The 22,284-nt window shown below is 63.0% G+C and carries 22 protein-coding genes; 11 read left to right on the forward strand and 11 right to left on the reverse strand.

Annotated features, from left to right (window positions below; genetic code table 11):
• Nucleotides 1-139 precede the first annotated feature (139 nt).
• Nucleotides 140-814, forward strand: coding sequence for a DUF1013 domain-containing protein (locus R3C13_RS05770; protein WP_371309865.1), 675 nt, complete (start codon nt 140-142; stop codon nt 812-814).
• An 818-nt stretch (nt 815-1,632) separates the two neighbouring features.
• On the opposite strand, the gene R3C13_RS05775 is transcribed toward R3C13_RS05770, so the two are convergent.
• The 3 genes from R3C13_RS05775 to R3C13_RS05785 are packed head-to-tail and all read right to left on the reverse strand — an operon-like array spanning nt 1,633 to nt 4,055.
• Nucleotides 1,633-2,166 carry a Smr/MutS family protein gene (locus R3C13_RS05775; protein ID WP_371309866.1) on the reverse strand — a complete coding sequence of 178 codons (534 nt, stop codon included), beginning with the start codon at nt 2,164-2,166 and terminating at the stop codon, nt 1,633-1,635.
• A 9-nt stretch (nt 2,167-2,175) separates the two neighbouring features.
• Nucleotides 2,176-3,402 (reverse strand): murein transglycosylase A, encoded by a 1,227-nt coding sequence (locus R3C13_RS05780; RefSeq protein WP_371309867.1) that lies wholly within the window; start codon nt 3,400-3,402, stop codon nt 2,176-2,178.
• A gap of 56 nt (nt 3,403-3,458) precedes the next feature.
• Entirely contained in the window at nt 3,459-4,055 is a 597-nt protein-coding gene (locus tag R3C13_RS05785) for a Tim44/TimA family putative adaptor protein (RefSeq protein ID WP_371309868.1), read from the reverse strand.
• 148 nt (nt 4,056-4,203) lie between these two features.
• Here R3C13_RS05785 and secB point away from each other — a divergent pair, with 148 nt between their 5' ends.
• Entirely contained in the window at nt 4,204-4,707 is a 504-nt protein-coding gene (gene secB, locus R3C13_RS05790) for a protein-export chaperone SecB (RefSeq protein ID WP_371309869.1), read from the forward strand.
• Here the strand turns inward: secB and dnaQ are convergent.
• Genes dnaQ through R3C13_RS05815 form a run of 5 tightly spaced genes read right to left on the reverse strand, consistent with a single transcriptional unit; the run spans nt 4,698 to nt 8,251 of the window.
• Nucleotides 4,698-5,402 (reverse strand): DNA polymerase III subunit epsilon, encoded by a 705-nt coding sequence (dnaQ, locus tag R3C13_RS05795; RefSeq protein WP_371309870.1) that lies wholly within the window; start codon nt 5,400-5,402, stop codon nt 4,698-4,700. The two genes, secB and dnaQ, sit on opposite strands and share 10 nt — an antisense overlap.
• A complete protein-coding gene (gene coaE / locus R3C13_RS05800; RefSeq protein ID WP_371309871.1) occupies nt 5,399-6,007 on the reverse strand; it encodes a dephospho-CoA kinase in 609 nt (202 codons plus the stop codon). The genes dnaQ and coaE overlap by 4 nt, the downstream gene beginning before the upstream one ends.
• Entirely contained in the window at nt 6,004-6,819 is an 816-nt protein-coding gene (gene aroE / locus R3C13_RS05805) for a shikimate dehydrogenase (protein WP_371309872.1), read from the reverse strand. Before aroE ends, coaE begins: the two co-directional genes overlap by 4 nt.
• Entirely contained in the window at nt 6,816-7,412 is a 597-nt protein-coding gene (locus R3C13_RS05810; RefSeq protein WP_371309873.1) for a Maf family protein, read from the reverse strand. The genes aroE and R3C13_RS05810 overlap by 4 nt, the downstream gene beginning before the upstream one ends.
• The gene (locus R3C13_RS05815) at nt 7,409-8,251 is read right to left on the reverse strand and encodes a pyruvate, water dikinase regulatory protein (RefSeq protein ID WP_371309874.1); all 843 of its coding nucleotides are present in this window, start codon (nt 8,249-8,251) and stop codon (nt 7,409-7,411) included. Before R3C13_RS05815 ends, R3C13_RS05810 begins: the two co-directional genes overlap by 4 nt.
• A gap of 347 nt (nt 8,252-8,598) precedes the next feature.
• Between R3C13_RS05815 and hemE the strand changes: the two genes are divergently transcribed.
• From hemE to R3C13_RS05860, 9 genes are all read left to right on the forward strand, one after another.
• Nucleotides 8,599-9,630 (forward strand): uroporphyrinogen decarboxylase, encoded by a 1,032-nt coding sequence (gene hemE, locus R3C13_RS05820; protein ID WP_371309875.1) that lies wholly within the window; start codon nt 8,599-8,601, stop codon nt 9,628-9,630.
• Nucleotides 9,631-9,632: 2 nt separating this feature from the next.
• Nucleotides 9,633-10,715 (forward strand): ferrochelatase, encoded by a 1,083-nt coding sequence (gene hemH / locus R3C13_RS05825; protein ID WP_371309876.1) that lies wholly within the window; start codon nt 9,633-9,635, stop codon nt 10,713-10,715.
• Complete coding sequence (locus R3C13_RS05830; protein WP_371309877.1) at nt 10,715-11,143, forward strand: CopD family protein; 429 nt, start codon at nt 10,715-10,717, stop codon at nt 11,141-11,143. The genes hemH and R3C13_RS05830 overlap by 1 nt, the downstream gene beginning before the upstream one ends.
• 155 nt (nt 11,144-11,298) lie before the next feature.
• A complete protein-coding gene (gene rho / locus R3C13_RS05835) occupies nt 11,299-12,588 on the forward strand; it encodes a transcription termination factor Rho (RefSeq protein ID WP_371309878.1) in 1,290 nt (429 codons plus the stop codon).
• Nucleotides 12,589-12,604: 16 nt separating this feature from the next.
• Nucleotides 12,605-13,930 (forward strand): tRNA uridine-5-carboxymethylaminomethyl(34) synthesis GTPase MnmE, encoded by a 1,326-nt coding sequence (gene mnmE, locus R3C13_RS05840; protein ID WP_371309879.1) that lies wholly within the window; start codon nt 12,605-12,607, stop codon nt 13,928-13,930.
• 65 nt (nt 13,931-13,995) lie between these two features.
• Complete coding sequence (mnmG, locus tag R3C13_RS05845) at nt 13,996-15,861, forward strand: tRNA uridine-5-carboxymethylaminomethyl(34) synthesis enzyme MnmG (protein ID WP_371309880.1); 1,866 nt, start codon at nt 13,996-13,998, stop codon at nt 15,859-15,861.
• Between the two features lie 3 nt (nt 15,862-15,864).
• Nucleotides 15,865-16,485 (forward strand): 16S rRNA (guanine(527)-N(7))-methyltransferase RsmG, encoded by a 621-nt coding sequence (rsmG, locus tag R3C13_RS05850; protein WP_371309881.1) that lies wholly within the window; start codon nt 15,865-15,867, stop codon nt 16,483-16,485.
• On the forward strand, nt 16,472-17,284 hold the full coding sequence (locus R3C13_RS05855) for a ParA family protein (protein WP_371309882.1): 813 nt from the start codon (nt 16,472-16,474) through the stop codon (nt 17,282-17,284). Before rsmG ends, R3C13_RS05855 begins: the two co-directional genes overlap by 14 nt.
• A gap of 5 nt (nt 17,285-17,289) precedes the next feature.
• Nucleotides 17,290-18,204 (forward strand): ParB/RepB/Spo0J family partition protein, encoded by a 915-nt coding sequence (locus tag R3C13_RS05860; protein WP_371309883.1) that lies wholly within the window; start codon nt 17,290-17,292, stop codon nt 18,202-18,204.
• Between the two features lies 1 nt (nt 18,205).
• Here R3C13_RS05860 and holA read toward each other — a convergent pair whose 3' ends face one another.
• From holA to leuS, 3 genes are read right to left on the reverse strand one after another with little or no spacing between them, the layout of a single operon-like run.
• Nucleotides 18,206-19,240: a DNA polymerase III subunit delta gene (holA, locus tag R3C13_RS05865; RefSeq protein ID WP_371309884.1), complete on the reverse strand. Its 1,035-nt coding sequence runs from the start codon at nt 19,238-19,240 to the stop codon at nt 18,206-18,208.
• Nucleotide 19,241: 1 nt separating this feature from the next.
• Nucleotides 19,242-19,715: an LPS assembly lipoprotein LptE gene (gene lptE / locus R3C13_RS05870; protein WP_371309885.1), complete on the reverse strand. Its 474-nt coding sequence runs from the start codon at nt 19,713-19,715 to the stop codon at nt 19,242-19,244.
• Complete coding sequence (gene leuS, locus R3C13_RS05875) at nt 19,712-22,279, reverse strand: leucine--tRNA ligase (protein ID WP_371309886.1); 2,568 nt, start codon at nt 22,277-22,279, stop codon at nt 19,712-19,714. Before leuS ends, lptE begins: the two co-directional genes overlap by 4 nt.
• Nucleotides 22,280-22,284: the final 5 nt, after the last annotated feature.

The raw sequence follows: 22,284 nt of genomic DNA on the forward strand, positions 1-22,284 counted from the left end.
GAGCCTTCAGGCTTCCCATTTCGGCCCATCTGGCCTATACGGGCGCCAAGGTTCAGCACGCGCCTGACCCCGACCGCCCGGCACGACGTGCCGGGCGGCTGCATTTCAGGCCCGAACAAAACATCAGGGAGAGCCCCCAATGTCCGAAGTCCTCATGCCGAAGGCCACCGCCGTCTGGCTACTCGACAATACCAGCCTCACCTTCGCGCAGATCGCCGAATTCTGCGGCCTGCACCATCTCGAAGTGAAAGGCATCGCCGATGGCGACGTGGCCGAGAACATGCGCGGCGTCGACCCGATCGCCGGCGGCATCCTCTCGCGTGAGGAAATCGCCCGCGGCGAAGGCGACGAAAGCTACCGCCTGAAAGTGGCCGAGTCGAAAATCGCTCACATCCCGCAGCCGAAGCGCAAGGGCAGCCGCTACACGCCGGTCATCCGCCGCGCCGACAAGCCGGATGCCGTGGCCTGGTTCATCCGCAACCACCCGGAAGTCTCCGATGCGCAGATCTCGAAACTGATCGGCACCACCAAGTCGACCATCAACAATGTCCGCGACAAGTCGCACTGGAATTCCGGCAACATCCGTCCGGTCGACCCCGTGTCGCTGGGCCTCTGCAGCCAGATCGAGCTTGACGAAGTGATCGCCAAGTCGGCCGAGAAGCGCCGCCGCATGGAAGCCGAGAAAGCCGCCCGCATGGAAGGCCCCGGCCTCACCCCGGCGCACGATGACCCGGATGCGTATGACATGCCTGAGGAAGAAGATGACACCGGCAAGGATCTCTCGGCCGACGACATCTTCAAGAACTTCAACTGATCCTGAAAGCCGGCCCCGAGGGCCGGCTTTTTTCTTGGGGGAATGAATCCCCCCTATCCCCACCCTTCGTTCGTCATCCCGGAGTTTGCGCAGAAAATATCCGGAATCCTGTTTGTGGTGTGCGTACACCAGCCGCAAGGTCCTGGATAAACGCGTTGCGTTTGCCCGCATGACACGGGCGGACGGACTCAATCCGGCAGGCCATTGATGCGCGGCAAACTGCCCCCACGATGCACCCAGGCCTCAAACCCTATTTCGATCATGTCTGGCCGCTGTTCTGGCCCTGGCTGATCTGGAACCTTGTCCGCTTTGCCCGCTGGCATGAGCGGACGGGCCTGAACGCGCTGCTCGCCGTCGACTGTTTCGGCAACATCCGCATCACCATGCTCTGCGATCCGCCGCCTGCGGAGGATCTGTATGTGTATGACGCGCCCGATGTCCCGCGATGGGAGCGGCTGGCAGTTGAGCCCCTTCTCCTTGGGGAGAAGGGGTTGGGGATGAGGGGTCACGGAATCGCGGCAAGTGCAGAACGTGCTGAAACGCCGCGTCCCCTCACCCCAACCCCTCTCCCGAGGGAGAGGGGCTTTGCACCCCGCGCCCCTCCGGAGCCTTCCCGGAGCCCCACCGTAGGATTTTCCGGAGCCTTGCCGCACGCGCGCGCCCCGCCGCACAGCATCCCACTCTCCGCAGATACCTGCGAAGGCAGGTATCCATCTCCTGATGGCACCTCGTGTGCGTTTGGAAATGGCGGGAGATGGACCCCTGCCTCAGGAAATCGATCCACCGGACGGCCCCGCCGTGCCGGCCGCTCGTGCTGGCTATTCCTCGGCCGGCGCGCGCAGGAATACATACCAGGCCCCTGACCCGCCATGTTTCGGGTGCGCTTCAGAATAGCCGGACACAATCGACCGTGCCGCCGGCATCTCCAGCCAGCGCAGGAAGTTCCGCCGCAGCACACCTTCCCCGCCCCGCCCTTTCCCGGTGATAATCAGCACACAGCGCGCGCCCTCTGAACGCTTGCGCATCAGGAAATCCGGCAGGGCCTTGTCGGCGCTCAGCTGTGTATGACCGTGCAGGTCGAACCGTCCCGCCAGCTCCAGCTTGCCGCGTCGAACACGCTTTTCATTGCCGCGATTCTGCGGGGCGGGCGCCGGCTTGGGAGTGGCAGGTTTCGGCGCTGGAACGGGCGCTGAATGTTCCGGCGGCGCACGGCGCACGACCGGCTCGCCATGCTCCAGCGCCTCGATGAACTCGGCCATATCTTCCGCCTTCGGACCGATCGGCTTGACGCTGCGCGCGACGCGGGCCCAGGCACGGGCTTCTTCAGGGGTGAGGCGCCGGTGCCGCGTCATCGCCCGGTTTCAGGGTGCCGGCGGAGCGAGGTTAAGCGCGGCATAATCGTCCGCCTGCATTCGCGCCGCAACGGCCCGCGGCAGGAACACCCACAACCGGCCCGGCGCATTGGTCACGCCCGCCCGCTCTCCCGCCTCGGTCCCGGTCCCGAAATAGATGTCGCCCCGCACCGCGCCTTTGATCGCCCCGCCCGTATCCTGGGCGATCAGCAAGCCTTCCCATTCCCCGCCGAGGCCGGGCGAGTCGGTCTGAATGAACATCGGAACACCCAGCGGATGCAGGCTCGTATCCACCGCCATCGAGCCGAGCGCCGTCAGCGGAACGCCCTGCGCCCCATCGGGCCCCAGCATCGGATCTCCTTCCGGCAGCGCCCGAAAGAAAACAAAACGCGGATTCTGGTTCATCGCGCGACGGGTTTCGGTCGCTCCCGCCCGGTCCATCCAGGCGCGGATGCCCTGCATCGTCGCCTCGCTGCGCTTGATGCGGCCGGTTTCCATCAGCCAGTTCGCCGTCGACTTGAAGGGCCGGCCATTATGCGCGGCATAGGCCGCCCGCAGCGTCGAGCCATCCGGAAACACCAGCCGGCCGGACCCCTGGATCTGCAGGAAGAAAACGTCGGCCGGATGTGCATAGGCAATCGCCCTGACGCCGGCATTGGTGATGTCCTCCCGCGCCGGATAGGGCCGGGTCTTTCCGTTGGACAGGCGCTGGAGCGGATGATCGCCATTCGCGACAAGGTCCGCCGGAAGCGCCGGCACAGGTTCGGTAAAGGGCGGCGTCGGCGTCCAGCGCGCTTCATAGGTCGGCTCGAAATAGCCCGTGAACTTGCTCGCGCCATCCGGGGAGATCACTTCGACCGGCAGGAACACCTGCTCGAACAGTGCTCGCGCTTCGTCCTCATTCGTCGCGGCGGAAATCGCGCCGCAGGGCGCCGCCCAGTCTCCGACCGTCCCGGCCCAGGGCGCCGCGCCCGACAAGCTGTCATTCATGCCGCGTGTCGAGAAAACTTCGCAGGACCGTGCAAACGCTTCGACGGCAGCTCCCAGCGGAACTTCGGGCCAGTCCGGCAGGTCAGAAAAATCCGATGGCGTCTGCCATTGCTGAAGCTCTGGAGATGGCCCCGGCTGGGGCTCAAACGGAACCGTCCCGACCGGCTTGTAGATAACCGGCGGGTTCCCGCTCTGGCAGGCGGCGAGTACCAGGAGGAAAAGCGTTGAGCGCACGCGCGACCACATGCGCGCTTTATGGCGTGCTTCCCGTCAGCCTGTCATCCGAAAGATGCCGCCGGCCCCTAGTTCGCCGTTTCGACGTCGTCGAGGATCCAGTTCGGATCGGAATGCGTCACATCGCGCATGAAGGTCCAGATTTCGCGCGCCGTGCGGACCATTTCGCCATCACCCAGCTCGGCCTCATACCGGACCGACACGCGCGCGACACTACCGTCGAGGTCCGCGCTTTCGATTTCCGCCTTCTTGATGCGCAGCAGCTCGAACGCCGCTTCACCACTGGCGCGGGCATCGATCGCCTGTTCCCAGGCCTCATAGACATCATCGTCGAGCATGGGGCGCAGCGCGGCCTTGTCCCCACGCGCAAAGGCCGACACGATGATCTGGTAAGCGGCCCGGGCGCCCTGCATGAAGCCGGATGTCGTGAAGCTGCGATCCAGATTGTAGATTTCCTCGAGCCCGGCCGCCGCAGGCCCGGTGAAGACCGGACGGTCGGCTGACGGCATCGCCAGTTCGTCCGCGCGAGCGCGATTGCCATTGTCTTCCGATCCGGACGCCGGGGTTGTCCGGCCCACGGGCCGGTTGTTCTCACCCTTGCCGAGCGCGAGATAAAGCCGCGAGAGGACAAACAGCGCGACGGCGGCGAGGATCAGAACTTCCATCACGGGGTCCATTCAGAGCGGGCCTTGTTCTTGCATTTCAACCATTCCAACGGCCAAGATAGGGTCCTTGTGCCTGTAGTGCCAGTGATACATTGCGCTTCATGGGGCCGCATGTTAGGCGCGCGGCCGGTAGAGTTGGGAGGAAAACATGACCGAGATGAGTGCTCCGCAAGCCCCGAATCCTGCTGCAGCTGGCGAAGCTGCGCCGGGCCTGCGTGTCCTGGGACAGTATATCAAGGATCTCTCGTTTGAAAATCCGGGCGTCGGCCCGGTCCAGGCCCAGCCGAACATCGATCTCGGAATCGACGTCAGCGCGACGCCTCATGTCGACGGCAACGGCCTGTTCGAAGTGTCGCTGAAGCTCTCCGCCAAGGCGATGGCAGACGGAAAAGTGCTGTTCATCACCGAACTCGACTATGCCGGCCTCTTCCAGCTGCAGAACGTCCAGCAGGCCCAGCTCGAGCCGCTGCTGCTGATCGAATGCCCGCGCCTTCTGTTCCCGTTTGCGCGCCGTGTCGTCGCCGAGATTACCCGTGAGGGCGGCTTCCCGCCGCTCCTGATCGATCCCGTCGACTTCGTTCAGCTGTATCAGCAGCAGTATCGCCGCGCTCAGGAGGCCGCTGCCGGCAATCCGCCGCCCGCTCAGGCGTAACGGTTCCACAGGGCGTTTTCGCCCAGCTTTTCAACAAAAGCGCCGTGTGCGGCTCGCTCGAATTCCGTTACCTGCGGATCGAGCGGTTGCGGCCGGTTACGTGCAGCCCGCACCTCGCCGACGATCTCGACTTCGCTGACGGTTTCGAACGCAAATGCGCGCGCCCGTCCGCCCATCAGTTCGAGGTAGACGCTTGCCAATAGCTGGCTATCCAGAAGGGCCCCGTGGAATGTCCGGCTTTCGAGCGAAATGTCGAACCGCTTGCAAAGCGCATCGAGACTGGCCGGTGCACCTGGAAATTTCCGGCGCGCCATCGCGGCTGTGTCGATCCAACGGTCTTCCGGCACCGGTGCGCGGCCGCACCTGTCCAGTTCCATATTGAGGAAGGCCCGGTCGAATCCCGCATTGTGTGCAATGAGGATCGAGTCGCCGAGGAATTCCAGGAATGCGTCGACAACATCGGAATCTTCAAAAAACGGCGCATCCTTCAGGTTGTCATCGGTGATGCCGGTGATGCGAACCGTATCGGCGGACACGGCACGCCGCGGATTGATCAGGGTCCGGAATGTGCGGCCCGTGGGAATGTGGTTCAGCAGCTCGACCGCACCGATCTCGATGATCCGGTCGCCATCCTGCGGGTTGAGGCCCGTGGTTTCGGTATCGAACACGATTTCGCGGATCTGGTCCTGGCTCATGCGTCAGCCTCGTCTGCCTTGCGATTCATCAGCGCCACTATGGCCCGTACATGGTCACGCGCAAACTCGAAACCATGGGCTGTCGACAGGATAAAGTCGGCTTTTGCACGTTTTTCTGCATCCGGCACCTGCCGGGCGAGGATCGCTTCGAAGGCGTCCACCGTCATTCCGGGACGCGAAAGCACACGCTCGCGCTGCACGTCGGCAGGCGCAGTGACGACCAGAACAAAGTCGCAATAGCCGGTGCCGCCGGTTTCAAAGAGCAGCGGAATATCCACGACGATGAAGGGTTCGCCGGCTGCTTTTGCGGCGAGGCGGAAATCCTGCTGCGCCTTGCCGGCCAGCGGATGGACGATGGATTCGAGTTTCTCCATCGCAGCGGAATCGTTCAGCACACGCTCGCGCAATCTGATCCGGTCGATCGCATCGCCGGCCTTCACGCCCGGAAAAGCCGCTTCGACCGGGTCCACCGCCGCGCCGCCCGCCTGGTAAAGTTCATGCACCGCCGCGTCGGCGTCATAGACCGACACGCCTTCATCCCGGAACAGTGTCGCGGTCGCCGATTTGCCCATGCCAATCGATCCGGTGAGGCCGAGGACGATCAAGACGTTGCCTCCACAAGCTTTCGGCACGCCGAAAGGGCAGCCTCCGTGTCAGGCAGGATACCGAACCAATGTTCGAAACTATAGGCCGCCTGCGCCACCAGCATGCCGAGACCATCATGAGGATGCCAACCGCGCTTGCGGGCGGCGTCCGCGATGCCAGCCGCAGCCTTGCCATAGGATATATCGAAGAATGGCCGCCCCTGCCCGTCCGGCAGGTCCAGGGTGCCCCCGGAATGGCCGAGGCTCAGCGTGTTGACGACGAGGTCGCTCGCCGCCGCGTCTGCAAGGCCGTCCTCCAGCGAGCAGATACGTGCTTCGATCCCGGTTTCCTTTACCAGCGTCTTCGCACGCGCGAGGGTCCGATTGGCGATGGTCAGATCGGCGCGCAGATCCGACAGGCTGACCGCCACAGCGCGGGCGGACCCGCCGGCCCCGAGCAGCGTGACGCGCAGGCCGCCCGGTTCGATGCCGGCATCTGTCAGCGCCCGGATGAAACCCGGTGCATCGGTGTTTTCGGCCCGCCAGCCGCCTTCTTTCATGCGGATAAGCGTGTTTGCTGCGCCGATGCGTCGGGCAACTTCGCTGGCATCCCGCGAAAGCGCCAGGGCATCTTCCTTGTGCGGCAGGGTGATGTTGAACCCGACACCACCGCGCTCGCCCAGCTTCTCCAGCGCGTCTCTGAGTTCTCCGGCCGGAACCTGGAGCGCCTCATAGGTCGCATCGACCCCTTGCTCGCGCATCCACTTGTTGTGGATGACCGGCGACAGCGAGTGCGATACCGGATCGCCGATAACTCCCAGCAGCAGCGTCATACCGGCACCACGCCGCGCACGCGCAGGTAATCGAGCAAAGGAAGCAAGGGCAGGCCGAGGATCGAAAAGAAATCGCCGTCCACTTTCGTGAACAGCTGCGCGCCGAGGCCTTCGAGCTGGTAAGCACCGACGGTCGCCAGCAGCGGTTCGCCGGCGCGCGCGACATAGCCTTCGATGAAGTCTTCCGACAATGGCCTTACAGTCAGCTTTGGCCGGGCGAGATGCCGCCAGACCGGGATACCGTTCTCACAGACGACGATCGCTGTTTCCAGCGTGTGGGCCTGGCCGGAGAGTTTGCGCAAATGATCCTTGGCGGCATCGAGATCCTTCGGCTTGTCGAAGGCTTCATCGCCAAGTGCCAGCATCTGGTCACCGCCGATGACGAGGCCCGGCTCGCGGGACGACACCTTGAGCGCCTTCATTTCGGCAAGCCGCATGGCCTGTTCCCGAACCGGCAGGCCTTCCATCCGGTAGCCGGCTTTCAGGGCATCCTCATCCACGTTCGGCTTGATGCAACGCGCTTCCACACCGGCGGCGGCCAGCACCTTGCGCCGGCTTTCGCTGCCGGAGGCGAGGATCACCTCAAGACTCACAGATGGCTCCGCCGCTCGTTCAGCAGATTGAGAATGGCTGCGGCTGTTTCTTCCACAGAGCGGCGGGAGACGTCGATCGTCTTCCATTTGTTGCGCTGGAAGAGGCGGTTCGCCTGGGTGACTTCCTCCCGCACTGCATCTTCGTCGGCATAGATCGTATGCTCGTCTTCATTGAGGGAGATGAGGCGTGCGCGGCGAATCTGTACGAGGCGTTCAGCGCTGATCTTCAGGCCAACGACCAGCGGTCCCTTGTCGCCCATCTGCTCGATGTGTGCGGGCAATGGCACCCCCGGCACAAGCGGTATGTTCCCCGCACGGACCTTCCGGTTGGCAAGATAAACACAGGTCGGCGTCTTCGAGGTGCGGCTGACACCCAGCAGGATGACATCGGCGCCGGTCAGGCTTTCGACATTCTGGCCGTCATCGTGGGCCAGCGTGAAATTAATCGCTTCCATCCGCTCGAAATAGTCTTCGTCCAGCGCATGCTGGCCGGCGACTTTCTGGTTGGCGGAAATGCCGAGATGGCGGGACAGCATGGCAATGGACGCATCAAGCACCGGCAGCGTCGGTACGCCGCGCTCGCGGCAGAAGGATTCGAGGCGCCCTCGCAGGCCATTATCGGAGATCGTATACCAGACGACGCCGGGCGCGGCATCGATCTCGCGCATCACGCGCTCAAGCTGGCGTTCGGACCGGACGAGGTAGTAATTGTGCTCCAGCGGTTGCACATTCTCGAATTGCGCGCAGGCCGCCCGCTGGATGGCGTTCAGGGTCTCCCCTGTCGAATCCGAGACGAGGTGGACGTTGAAATAGATGCTGAGGCGTTGCGGCCGTGTCATGATGCCTTCTCTCTTGCCGAGGTTCGGCATTTTCACAAGGCCTGTGACTCGCCTGTGGATAATGGAGTTCACCCACCCGGAGTCACACAAATCCCACAGGCTGCAAAATCTGACTCTGCGGAATCACGTTCCGTTCCGGACTGTGACTCCCATTGGGCCATTAACGCATGGTTAACCATTGAGTCCGCGTGGAATCTTTACCCCGTCCTTTGCGGACAGACCTGTGACTCGCATGTGGAATTCGCTGGACAAATCCGCGCACGGGCCTTTTTCCCACTTCTTCACGGTCTAATAATCATAAGTGCCCTGACGGGCTTGTTTTTAAAGTTTCGGGGAAACTGATGGGCATGGCAGGTACGAAAAAGCTGCTGCAGGTTCTGCAGGGAGAATCCGCTGAAAGGCCTCCGGTATGGATGATGCGCCAGGCTGGTCGACACCTGCCCGAATATCTTGAGCTTCGGGCCCGGGCAAAAGACTTCCTGGATTTCTGCTACACACCATCCATGGCCGCCGAGGCTACGCTTCAGCCGGTGCGCCGCTATGGCATGGACGGGGCGATCCTCTTTGCCGATATCCTGCTGGTGCTGGATGCGATGGGCCTGTCGGTCGAATTCGAAAAAGGCACAGGGCCCCTTGTTGAAAAGATTTCGGCCCCGGCTGATCTCGACCGTGTCCCAGCCATCAAGGCAGCCGACCGGTTGGCCCCTGTCTATGAAACGGTTTCCCGCGTGCGTGAGGCCTTGCCTTCTGAAACCACGCTGATTGGGTTTGCCGGCTCTCCCTGGACGGTCGGCCTGTATGCGATTGAAGGTCGAGGAAAGACCGACAAGTCCGATGCCTGGCGCTGGGCGCATGGGCGGCCGGAAGACCTTGCCGCTGTCATGGACAAGGTGGCGGAAGCGACCGCTCATTATCTTGCCCGCCAGATCGAAGCCGGCGCCGATGCGCTGATGCTGTTCGACAGCTGGGCCGAAGGCCTGCCGGACAATATCTTCCGGGAAGTCATCATCGCGCCGACCCGCAAGCTGGTGGAGCGGCTGCGCGCCATGGGCATCACCGTGCCGATCATCGGCTTTCCGCGCGGCGCAGGTGTGATGCTGGAACCCTATGCGAAAGAGACAGGCGTCACCGCGGTCGGCCTCGATACGGCGGCTGTGCCCTTTTTCGTGAACGCCGTTCTGCCGCCGGACATGCCGGTGCAGGGGCATCTCGATCCCCTGCTGCTGATCGAGGGCGGCGAACGGATGGACGCCCGGGTGCGGGAACTCATGGCAGCGTATGCGGGCCGGCCCCATATCTTCAATCTAGGCCATGGCATCCGGCCGGAGACGCCCATCGTAAACGTGGAGCGTGTTCTGAAGATTCTGCGGGAAGGCTGATAATGGGGCGTAAGATTGCCGTCGTGCTGTTCAATCTGGGAGGCCCGGACAAGGCTGAGTCCGTCCAGCCCTTCCTGAAGAACCTGTTCCGCGATCCGGCGATCATTACTGCGCCCCTTCCCATCCGCTGGGTGCTGGCGCGGTTGATCTCGAAATCGCGGGCACCGATGGTGATCAAGAATTACGCGATGATGGATGCCGGCGGCGGCTCTCCCCTGCTGCCGGAAACCGAGGCGCAGGCAGAGGCGCTGCAGGCCGAGCTCGCAAAGCAGCTGCCGGACGACGAAGTGCGCTGCTTCATCGCCATGCGCTACTGGCATCCCTTTACCGAAGAGGCCGCAGCCGAGGTGAAGGCTTGGGGCGCCGATGAAGTCGTGCTGCTTCCGCTCTATCCACAGTTCTCGACGACCACGACGGGCTCATCCCTCACCGCCTGGAACAAGGCCTACAAAGACCCCTGCCGCACGATCTGTTGTTATCCCTTCGAGGAATCCTTCGTCTCGGCGCATGTCGAGCGGATCATGCAGGCCTGGGAGAAGGCCGGCCGGCCGGAGAACGTGTCTCTCCTGCTGTCGGCGCACGGCCTGCCGGAAAAGATCGTCCAGGGCGGCGATCCCTATCAGTGGCAATGCGAAACCATGGCGGACATGATCGCCGGCCGCGTGCCGCGCGAGTGGGAAGTTACCGCCTGCTACCAGTCCCGTGTCGGACCCCTGAAATGGATCGGCCCGCCGACCGAGGAACTCGTCGTCGAGAAATCGAAGGAAGGCCGCAACATCCTAATCGCGCCGATTGCCTTCGTCTCGGAGCATATCGAGACGCTGGTCGAACTCGGCGAGGAGTACCGGCTGCTGGCCGAACAGAATGGCGCGCCGAGCTATACGCGCGTCGAGGCCCTCGGCACCCATCCGGATTTCATTTCCATGCTCGCCGGCGAAACGCTGGAGGCGCTGAAGATGAAGACACCGATGCGCAGCTGCGCCGGCGACCGGCTCTGCCCGCAGGGTCTTGCCCGCTGTCCGCACAAGCAGCCCGAGCACAAGTCCGGCATGGTCGTGAACAAATCCGCTGAGGCCCGCACATAATGCTGTATCTCTGGATCAAGGCCGCACACGTGATTTTCGTCATCGCCACGATGGCCAGCCTGATGATCTATCCGCGCTACAAGATCCACCAGCTGTCGAGCCAGCCGGGCGAGCCCCTGTTCGAGACCATGAAGACTGCGGCCAACAAGCTGCGCATCATCGTGATGAACCCGAGCATCGTGCTGGTCTGGATCTTCGGCGGGCTCATGCTGTGGATGAACCCGGCCCTGCTGTCCCATCCCTGGATGCATGTGAAGCTTCTGTTCGTGACGCTGATCACGGCGATGCACGGCTACTATGTCTATGTCGGCAAGCGTATCGACCGCGGCACGGCAAAGGTTACCGCCCGCACGCTGCGAATGCTGAACGAAGTGCCGTTCCTGATGATGATCGTGGTGGTCGTCATGGTGATCGTGCGGCCGTTCTGAGCGGCGCCATTGCGCTTAAAGCTTGACGCCGCGGGGCTGCTGAGCCCATATGCGGCCAATCCGGCGCACAGTCCTTGTGCCTTGCGACCTATCCTTTTCGCGCGGACCTCCCAAAACTTGTCTCTCGCAGACCCCTACAATCGGACTCCACCCGTATGGCCTCCTCGATGCTCGATAACCTGACCAGCGTGACCCTTCGCGAACTGAAGGCAAAATCGCCGGAAGAACTGCTCGCCTATGCAGAAGAGCTGGAAGTCGAGAACGCTTCCTCGATGCGGACGCAGGACATGCTGTTCGCGATCCTCAAGGAACTGGCCGACAGTGAAGTGGAAATCACCGGCCAGGGTGTGCTGGAAGTGCTGACCGACGGCTTCGGCTTCCTGCGCTCGCCGGAATCGAACTACCTGCCCGGCCCGGACGATATCTATGTCAGCCCGGAAGTGCTGAAAAAGGCCAATATTCGCACCGGTGACACCGTGGAAGGCCCGATTGTCGCCCCGCAGGATTCGGAGCGCTACTTCGCGCTGACCGATGTGTCCAAGATCAACTTCGAAGACCCGGACAAGGCAAACAAGAAAGTCCACTTCGACAATTTGACGCCGCTCTACCCCGAAGAGCGCCTGCGCATGGAATCGCGCGACCCGACCCGCAAGGATCGTTCGGGCCGCGTCATCGATATCGTCGCCCCGATCGGCAAGGGCCAGCGCGCCCTGATCGTCGCCCCACCGCGTACCGGTAAGACCGTTCTGCTGCAGAACATCGCCTCGGCCATCGAGGAGAACCATCCGGAATGCTACTTGATCGTCCTGCTGATCGACGAGCGCCCGGAAGAAGTCACCGACATGCGCCGCACGGTAAAAGGCGAGGTTGTCGCCTCGACCTTTGACGAGCCGGCGACGCGCCACGTCCAGGTCGCCGAAATGGTGATCGAGAAAGCCAAGCGCCTCGTCGAGCACAAGCGCGATGTGGTGATCCTGCTCGACTCGATCACGCGCCTCGGCCGCGCCTACAACACGACGGTCCCCTCTTCCGGCAAGGTGCTGACCGGCGGTGTCGACGCGAACGCCCTGCAGCGTCCGAAGCGTTTCTTCGGTGCCGCCCGGAACGTCGAGAATGGCGGCTCGCTGACCATCGTTGCCACCGCGCTGATCGATACCGGCAGCCGGATGGACGAAGTCATCTTCGAGGAATTCAAGGGCACGGGTAACTCCGAAGTCGTGCTGGACCGGAAGATCGCTGACAAGCGGACCTTCCCGGCCATCGACATCATGAAGTCCGGCACGCGGAAAGAAGAACTCATCACGCCGCAGGACCAGCTGTCGAAGATCTATATCCTTCGCCGCATCCTCGGCCCGATGGGCACGAACGACGCCATCGACTTCCTGATCGACAAGCTGCGCCAGACGAAGACAAACGACGAGTTCTTCGAAGCGATGAAGAACTGACCGGGAGCGTTTGGCCATGAGCGAGCGCGACACGATCTGCGCCCTCGCCTCGGGCCAGCCACCGGCGGCGATCTGCATCATCCGCCTCTCGGGCGACCGCGTGTGGAAACTTGCCGGCGAGCTGCTGGAATGCGGCCTGCCCGAGCCGCGCCGCGCGACGCTCACAAAATTCCGCGATGAAGACGGCAACCTGATCGATGAAGGGCTCGCCCTCTTCATGCCGGGGCCGCATTCCTACACAGGCGAGGATACGCTGGAGCTCTATCTCCATGGCGGCCCCTATGTGATCAAATACTCACTAGAGACGCTGACGCAGCAGCCGGGCGTGCGCCTTGCCGAGCCCGGAGAGTTCACCCGCCGCGCCTTCGAAGCCGGCAAGCTGGACCTGACCGAAGCCGAAGGCGTGGCTGACATCATCGAAGCCGAGACCGAAGCCCAGAAGGCTCAGGCCCTGCGCCAGCTCACCGGCGGGCTGACGGAAATCTATGATCGCTGGCGCGCGGAGCTGACCGGCGTGCTGGCGCTGATCGAAGTCATGGTCGACTTCCCGGACGAAGGCGACACGCCGGACGACACGGTGCGCCCGATCCTGGAAAAGCTCGATCGTCTGATCGCGGAGCTGGAAGACGCCCTCGGCGACCGCGGCGTCGGCGAGAAGATCCGCGACGGATTCCGCATTGCCATTGTCGGCCCGCCCAATGCCGGCAAGTCTTCCCTGCTGAACCGGATCGCCCGGCGTGAAGCCGCCATCGTGACGGACATTGCCGGCACCACACGGGACATTGTGGAAGTCCGCCTCGTCCTCGGCGGACAGGTCGTCTGGCTGGCCGATACGGCGGGCCTGCGCGAAACGGCCGACGTGGTCGAGGCCGAAGGCGTGCGCCGGGCCGAACGCGCGGCCCTTGAAGCAGACCTCCGTATCCACGTGATCGACGCCGCAGATCCCGAGCCACCGAAGGGTCCCGTCGAAAGCCAGGACATTATCGTGTTCAACAAGGCGGATCTCCGCTCGCCCCTGCTCGCCCCGGATGGCGCCCTGACGATATCGGCGGCGACCGGCGAGGGCATCGATACGCTGGAGCGCTGGATTTCGAGCTTCGTGTCGCAACGGGCCGCATCGGTGGAAGCGCCGGTCATCACCCGGGCGCGGCACCGGGAAAAGCTGAGCGCGGGGCTCGCCAGCCTGGTCACGGCGCGGCAGCTGCTGGAAGAAGGTGTCGGGGCGGAACTCGCGGCGGAAGATGTGCGGATGGCGATCCGCCAGCTCGGCGCGATTGTCGGCAGTGTCGGCGTTGAGGACGTGCTCGGCGCTGTCTTCTCGCAGTTCTGCATCGGCAAATGACCCCTAGGGTTTGAGCCTCGCCGGCGTTATATAGCCCGCTCACTTATCCACAGGATGCGCGAACCATGACGGGTGACACCCGCTTCGATGTCATTGTTGTCGGCGGCGGCCATGCCGGTTGCGAAGCTGCGGCGGCTGCTGCGCGCACAGGCGCGAAGACGGCGCTCGTCACGCACAAGTTCGCGACGATTGGCGAGATGAGCTGCAACCCGGCGATTGGCGGGCTCGGCAAGGGCCACCTTGTGCGGGAGATCGATGCGCTGGACGGCCTGATGGGCCGCATGGCCGACAAGGCCGGCATCCAGTTCCGCATGCTGAACCGCTCCAAAGGTCCGGCTGTCTGGGGCCCCCGCGCCCAGATCGACCGGAAGCTCTACCGCGAAGCGATGCAGGCAGAGATCTCGAACTATCCGAACCTTACGGTCATCAAAGACGGCGCCGAAGACCTGATCGTTGAAGACGGCCATGTGGCGGGCGTCATCGGTCTGACGGGTGAGCGCTATCCGGCGCGCTGTGTCGTGATCACGACGGGCACCTTCCTGAAAGGCGTCATCCATATCGGCGCGAAGCGCATTCCGGCCGGCCGCGTGGGCGAAGCACCGGCGATTGGTCTTTCAGATCGCCTCTACAGTCTCGACCTGCCAATGGGCCGGCTGAAGACGGGAACGCCTGCGCGCCTCGACGGCCGCACCATTGCGTGGGACCGGCTCGAAATGCAGCCGGCCGACGATGAGCCCGTGCCCTTCTCCTATATGACGGACAGGATCACCGTGCCGCAGATTGCCTGCGGCATCACGTGGACGACGCCGGAAACCCACGCGATCATCGAAGAGAACATCACCCAGTCTGCCGTCTATTCCGGCGCGATTGCCGGGCGCGGCCCGCGCTACTGCCCCTCCATCGAGGACAAGGTGAACCGGTTCGCAGACCGCGAACGCCACCAGGTCTTCCTGGAGCCGGAAGGGCTCGACGATCACACCGTCTATCCGAACGGCATTTCGACCTCCCTTCCGGAGGAGGTTCAGGAGCGTTTCGTCCGGACAATCCCCGGCCTTGAGGATGTGAAGATCCTCCAGCACGCCTATGCTATCGAATATGATTATGTCGATCCGCGCGCCTTGAATGCCGCCCTCGAAGTCAAAGCCCTGCCCGGTCTGTATCTGGCGGGACAGATCAATGGCACGACGGGATACGAGGAAGCCGGCGCTCAGGGCCTGATGGCCGGTCTCAATGCCGCGCGCGCCGTGAAAGACCTGGAACCGATCATCCTTGATCGCGCTGATGCCTATATCGGTGTTCTCATCGATGATCTGATCACGCGCGGCGTGACGGAGCCCTATCGGATGTTCACCTCGCGCGCGGAATACCGCCTCGCGCTTCGGGCGGACAATGCGGATCAGCGGCTGACGGGAAAAGGCATTGAGGCCGGATGCGTCGGTCCGGAGCGGGCGGCGATGTTTCACGTGAAACATTTGGCGCTCTCCGAAACGCGGAAAACGCTTCAAACCCTGTCACTTTCCCCCGCCAAGGCCCGCGAAGCCGGTTGGAACGTTAATCAGGACGGCCGCGTCCGGACCGCCTGGGAATATCTCGGATACAAGGACATCACGCTTGCGACCCTCGCGGATGTCTGGCCGGAGCTTTCAGAGATCGATCCGGCCATCGGCGCACAATTGGAAATCGAGGCTCTCTATTCCGGATACATCGAACGCCAGGCCACCGACGTGGCATCGCTTCGCCGGGACGAGGCGCTCCAGATCCCTGACTCCATAGACTATGCTTCCATTGGCGGTCTCTCGAATGAAGTCCGCCAGAAACTCGAAGCGATCCGTCCGGCGACCCTCGGACAGGCTTCCCGCATCGAGGGCGTGACGCCGGGCGCCCTCACGGCGCTTCTCGGTCACGTCAAACGCCGCCGGAAGACGGGCTAAGTGATGGTAAATGAGGATCGGGCGGCCTTTCTGGCCGCAGCGGATGTTTCACGTGAAACACTGGAGCGTCTGGACCGCGTGATCGATACGCTTGGCGTCTGGCGGAAGAAGAGCAATCTGATAGGGCCCCGCGAATGGTCGGTCATCTGGACGCGCCATGTCGCCGATTGCTACCAGCTCCTGGACCTGATCCCGGAAGACGCGAAGGTGGTCGATCTGGGCTCCGGCGCCGGATTCCCCGGCCTGATCATCGCGGCGGCGCGGCCGACTGGGCATGTGACTATGATCGAAAGCGTTGGGAAGAAGTGCGCATTCTTGCGGGCGGCCATCGATGCGGCCGGGCTTCCGGCGACTGTGCGGCAGGAACGGGTCGAATCCGTACCGCATTTTGCGGCAGATTTCGTCACGGCCCGCGCATTTGCCCCGCTCCCGAAGCTGCTCGACTACGCCGCACCCTGGCTCACCAAAGGCGCAACAGGGCTTTTCCTGAAGGGCGAACGCTGGAAAGAGGAATTGACGGAGGCTGGCCAAAGGTGGAACTTCGCTTATGAGGCGATTCCAAGCCGGGTTGGTGGGTCAGGCAAACTAATGAGCATCAGGGAGCTACGTCGTGGCAGGCAGTAAGCCCAGAATCTTTGCTGTGGTGAACCAGAAAGGCGGCGTCGGAAAGACAACGACGTCGATCAATCTCGGCACAGCCCTCGCCGCCGTAGGCCGGCGCGTCCTGATCATCGATTTCGATGCCCAGGGAAATGCGTCTACGGGGCTCGGAATCGGGCGCACGGAGCGCGAAACCACGTCCTATGATGTGGTTGTCGACAACATCCCGATGGAACAGGCGGTAGTTTCGACCATCGTTCCGCGTCTGGACATCGTCACGGGCGACGAGAACCTGTCGGGTGTTGAAACTGCGCTGGCAACCGACAATCACCGGTCATACCGGCTGCGCGATGCGCTGCATTCCTATATCGAGCGCGCGACGGCCGGCGGTCTGGTTCAGTACGACTATATTCTCATCGACTGTCCGCCGTCGCTGTCTGCCCTGACCATCAATGCGATGACCGCGGCCGATGCGCTGCTTGTACCGCTCCAGTGCGAATTCCTGGCGCTGGAAGGCCTCAGCCAGCTGCTTCGAACGGTGGACGTCGTGCGGCAGGGGCTGAACCCGGATCTCGAAATCCAGGGCGTGGTGCTCACCATGTACGACCGGCGCAATAACCTTTCCGACCAGGTGGCGGACGAGGTGCGCGCTTTCTTTGGCGCCAAGGTCTACAACACAGTGATTCCGCGCAATGTCCGCCTGTCCGAGGCGCCGTCCTTCGGCAAGCCGGCCCTGCTGTATGACTACCGCTGCCCCGGGAGCGAAGCCTATATCCGGCTCGCTTCGGAAGTCCTGCAGCGCGAAAAGGCACGGGCGGCCTGAACGGTATGGTCGAGGATTCCAAGAGCAAGCCGAGCCGATTGGGCCGAGGGCTGTCAGCCCTGATCGGAGAGGTCGAGGCGGCGACGCCGGCGACAGCCATTCCGGGCGCACCGATGGCGACCGGTGTGTCGGAAATCCCGATTGATCATATCCGCCGCAATCCTGCTCAGCCGCGCCGCACGTTCGATGAAGCCACGCTACAGGAGCTGGCGGACTCGATCCGCACCAAGGGCATTCTGCAGGCAATCCTTGTTCGTCCGGATCCCAAGGAAGCGGGGCGTTACCAGATTATCGCGGGTGAACGCCGCTGGCGCGCCGCCAAGCTGGCTGGTCTTGCCGCGATACCCGCCGTCGTGCGCAGGCTCGATGAACTTGAATTGCTCGAAGTCGGCATAATCGAAAACGTCCAACGCCAGGATCTCAATCCGATTGAGGAGGCCGAGGCCTACGACGCGCTGATGAAGCGTTTTGGCCGAACGCAGGAAAGTCTCGCCTCCAGCGTCGGCAAGAGCCGGGTGCACATCACCAACACGCTCCGTCTGCTGCAACTGCCGGAAGCGGCAAGGGACCATATTCGTGCAGGGCGGATCAGTGCGGGCCATGCCCGCGCTGCACTTGGTTCACCGGACCCTGAAGCGCTGATCGAGACCGCGGTCGCCAAGGGCCTGAGCGTGCGCGAAGTTGAAGCGCTTGCGAAAGGCGGAAGAGACGGTGGCGCAACTGGTAACAGCCCGGGCAGCCGTAGTCCGGCAGCCGAGAAAGATGTCGACACCGAAGCGCTTGAGGCAGACCTTATGCGGCAGCTCGGCCTGCAGGTGGATATCCGCCATGGCGCGAATGGGGGCGAACTGCGTATCAAATACCGGGATCTTGAACAGCTTGATGATGTTTGCCGCCGCCTGACCCGCAAGAAGGGCTGAGCTAGCGCGCGGCTTCTGCCGCTCGGGCGAGCTCATTCATCAGCATACGGACGACCGCGTCTGCGCTGCCGCCAGCGCGTTTTGCCTGCTCTTCGGCGTCATAGATGCGTTCCAGAACACGTGTGAGGCGCCGGACCGGCCACTTGTTCAATCGCGCACGATAGGACGGCCAGGCGCTCTGCCAGACCGGCGGTCTCAGCTTCATGTTCGGGCTGGGCTGGCCTTCGGCGATCCGCATATGCGCATCCAGCATGCGCCGGACCTCGAACTGGAGCGAGCGCAAAAGGCCGATTCCTGCGGTACCTGCCATGGCGAGCCTGTCAAATGCATGGTTTGCATCGCCTGGCCGACCGTCGAGCGTGGCATCGATTGCGGCCGTCACCGTCTGCTCAAGCTCGGTTGCGCTGAGGGCGCGGATATCCGCCATCGACAGGGCCCGACCGAGTCCGCGGGCATACAGCGACAGCTTTTCAATTTCGGAATTTGCAGCCAGCCGGTGCCCTGGAAGGTCGCCGACGAAGGCATGCAGCGCATCGGCATCGATCGTCGCACCAGCCTCCAGCAGGGCCTGTTTGACCTTGCCTTCGATGTCCACAGCCTCGTCCGCGAACAAGTGAAGTGCAGCAACTGTGCCGGCTGCTTCGGCCGCCGCGCGCAGTTTGGATTTTTTCTGGAGCGAGCCGGCCTCTATCAGCAGGCGAGCTCCGAAGCGGTCCTGTACTTTGTCACCTTCGGCAAATGCATCGCTGAGAAGGCCGGCAATCTTGTCGCCGCTTGTCCGGATCCGGACGATCCTCATGTCGCCCAGCAGCGATACTGCTTCCAGCGCGTCGAACAGCAGCGCGGGATCCTTTTTGATCGCTTCGTCATCCAGCAGGGTGACATCGGCAGGCGGGCCCTTACCGACCCAGGCCGCCAGCACGCTTTGCCCCGTATCGCTGGCAAGGCCTTCGTCTTCGCTGAATGCGAGCACAGCCCAGATTTTCGGGTCCGGCTTGCGGGCAAAGGCGATGGCCTGCTTGCCCTGAAGAAGCATGTCAGTCTTCCGTCGACAATTTCAGGCGCAAATCGTCCACGATCCGCGAGGCGAGCTGGCGCATTGCCCTGTCCGATGCACTCGTTTGCGCAGAGATGTCGCCATAGGGTGCATCCGGCACAGCAAAATCGGTCTGTACTGAGACCGTATCGGAAATCACGCCGTTTTCGCTCGCCAGCACATATTTCGCGCGCGCCCCGATGCTCGACCGTGCGGCCGCGCCGTCGGGCTTGAAAGCGAGTCGCGTCAGGTTCTCGTCGAGCACGATGTTGAGCGATGCAGAGCTCGTCACATTCGGCAGTCCGATGGCGAGTTCTTTCTGGAGGGCCTGTCGCAACACGTATCCGGAACGTCCGCGGATCGGCTCAACTGTAATAAAGCCCGACGTATAGGCCGCGCTTCCACCCGGCGCATAAACAGGCTGGAAGCCGCAACCGGCGAGACCAAGAGTGAGCGCGATCAGGAGCCGTTTCATGCGACCACGATATTCACGATGCGGCCCGGCACAACAATCGTTTTCTTCACCGACTTGCCGGCGAGGAATGATGCAACATCCGGATGCGCATGCGCGACGGCTTCGACCGCCTCGTTTGCTTCACCCTTCGGAACGGTGATTTCAGCACGGCGCTTGCCATTGACCTGGACAGCCATCGTCACTGTATCATCCTCGGTGAGAGCCGCGTCGGCCTCGGGCCAGGGCGCAGCGGAGACAAACCCTTCGCCACCGATCCGCTCCCAGCAGCTTTCAGCAAGATGCGGCATGAAAGGTGTCAGACAACGCGCCAGCATGGACGCTCCCTCAAAACGCGCCCCAATGGCCGATTCGCCGGCAGATTCAGATTTCTTCAGCGCGGTGACCCATTCATGAATCGTCGCGACAGCCGAGTTGAACCGGAATTCCTGGATGGCTTTGTCGATCGATGCGGCTGCCTTATGGCTCGCCTTTCGGACGGCAAGGGATTCGGCATCGCTGGCCGGCGGCGCCTTTTCGAGGCCCGACAGCTCATCGAACACGCTCCACAGGCGCTGGGCGAACCGCGCGGAACCCTCGACGCCGGCCTGCGTCCACTCGACATCTCGCTCCGGCGGCGAGTCGGACAGCACAAACCAGCGCGCCACGTCCGCCCCGAACTGCGCAATGATCGCGTCTGGGTCGACCGTGTTCTTCTTCGACTTCGACATCTTTTCGATCGGGCCCGGCGTTACGGCCTTGCCGCTGCCGATCTCAATCCAGGTGCCGTCCTTCTGCTCGACTTCGGAGGGCTGCAGCCACTGTCCGCCGGCAGATTTGTAGGTCTCGTGCGTGACCATGCCCTGAGTAAACAGGCCCGCGAAGGGTTCGCCGCTCGGCAGGTCCAGCTCGCCGACATCCCGCATCGCCCGCGCAAAGAAGCGCGAATACAGCAGATGCAGCACGGCATGCTCAATACCGCCGACATACTGGTCGACCGGCAGCCAGTAGGCGCGTTCTTCCATGTCATCCGGGCTGGCGAAGCGGGCATAATACCAGGACGAATCCACGAACGTATCCAGCGTGTCGGTTTCACGCCGGGCCAGTTTTCCGCAGGCCGGGCAGTCGACATGCTTCCAGGTCGGATGGCGCTCCAGCGGGTTGCCCGGCTTGTCGAACGTGACATCATCGGGCAGGCGCACGGGCAACTGGCTTTCCGGTACCGGCACGACACCGCAGCCTTCACAATGGATGACCGGGATCGGACAGCCCCAATAGCGCTGGCGCGAAACGCCCCAGTCGCGCAGGCGATATGTGGTCGTTGCGGTGCCTTGGCCGAGGGTTTCCAGCCTGGCGATCGCTGCCTTGATGGCCTCCTCGGTGCTGAGCCCGTCCAGAAACTTTGAATTGTAGATCGTGCCGGGGCCGACATAGGCCTCATCGGTGATCTCGTGATCTTCGGGCTTCGTGCCCGGTGGCAGGACAACCGGCTGCACCGGCAGGCCATATTTGCGTGCGAAGTCGAGATCGCGCTGGTCACCCGCAGGCGACCCGAAGATCGCGCCGGTGCCGTAAGACGACAGCACGAAGTTCGCGGCCCAGACCGGTATGGTCCACTCCGGATCGAATGGGTGTTTCACGCGCAGGCCAAGGTCGACGCCGAGCTTGGGAGCCTTTTCGATCGCCTCTTCGGAGGTGCCGATCTGCGCCGCTTCCCTGATGAATGCCTTTACCGCGGGATTGGTTTCGGCCAGAGCCTTGGTGATCGGATGATCAGGCGCCAGTGCCACAAAGCTCGCGCCGAACAGCGTGTCGGGACGGGTCGTAAAGACCTCGATCCCGTCTTGGTGTCCGGCCGGCGCCGGGCCCTCAAACAGCCACCGGAACGTTGCGCCGGTGCTCTTGCCGATCCAGTTCGCCTGCATGATGCGAACTTTCTCAGGCCAGCGCTCAAGCTTCTGCACCTGGTCCAGCAGGTCTTCCGCATACTGCGTGATGCGGAAGAACCATTGGGTCAGCTCGCGCTGCTCTACCGGCGCGCCGGACCGCCAGCCCTTGCCGTCGATCACCTGCTCGTTCGCTAGAACCGTGTTGTCCACCGGGTCCCAGTTGACCTTGGACGCCTTGCGATAGACGAGCCCCTCGTCCATCAGCTTCAGGAACAGGGCCTGCTGGGCGCCGTAATATTCGGGGTCGCAGGTCGCGAATTCGCGGCTCCAGTCTAGGGAAAGGCCAAGTTTCGCAAACTGGGCCTTCATCGCGGCGATATTCTGATAGGTCCATTCACCGGGGTGGACGCCGCGCTCCATGGCAGCGTTCTCGGCCGGCATGCCGAATGCGTCCCAGCCCATCGGATGCAAAACGTTGTAGCCCTTGGCCCGCTTATGACGGGCGACCACATCACCCATCGCATAATTGCGCACATGGCCCATGTGCAGGCGTCCCGAGGGATAGGGAAACATCTCGAGGACGTAGGCCTTCGGCGCGCCAGGCGCTTCCTTCGGCGATTTTGTCCTGAACAGCTGGGCCTTGTCCCAGGCTTCACGCCATTTCGGTTCCGCGGCTTGCGGATCGTATCGGGTGGCCATCGGCC

The sequence above is a fragment of the Hyphomonas sp. genome (assembly GCF_041398385.1).
Taxonomy (GTDB): domain Bacteria; phylum Pseudomonadota; class Alphaproteobacteria; order Caulobacterales; family Hyphomonadaceae; genus Hyphomonas.